The sequence below is a fragment of the Acinetobacter sp. 479375 genome, from assembly GCF_000581715.1.
GTDB classification, from domain to species: domain Bacteria; phylum Pseudomonadota; class Gammaproteobacteria; order Pseudomonadales; family Moraxellaceae; genus Acinetobacter; species Acinetobacter ursingii.
Genome location: NZ_JEZN01000079.1, coordinates 1 through 367, shown reverse-complemented (window position 1 = coordinate 367; position 367 = coordinate 1). Strand labels below are relative to the sequence as shown.

1 rRNA gene is annotated in these 367 nt (G+C 39.5%); it reads right to left on the bottom strand.

The window, feature by feature from the left end:
• Nucleotides 1-183: 183 nt before the first annotated feature.
• Nucleotides 184-367, bottom strand: a 23S ribosomal RNA gene (locus J500_RS16855); the annotation flags it as partial.

The window sequence follows — 367 nt, the reverse complement described above, 5'->3', positions numbered from 1 at the left end:
GTCGCCAGCAAACTGTTGTGGTGCTTTGGGGTCTTATTCACATTACTTAATAATGTATGCCTTACTTACGAACCAAAGAGTTATTAACGGATTGGAAATTGAGTCGGTATTGTAACTAGTTTATTGACTAAATCAAGTTTTGTATTGAATTTATCTTGAATACAACAACTGTTTGGGTGTTGTATAGTCAAGCCTCACGAGCAATTAGTATTGGTCAGCTTCACATATCACTATGCTTCCACATCCAACCTATCAACGTCCTAGTCTTGAACGGCTCTTTAGGTGACATATAGTCACAGGGAAATCTTATCTTGAGGTAGGCTTCCCGCTTAGATGCTTTCAGCGGTTATCCCTTCCGAACATAGCT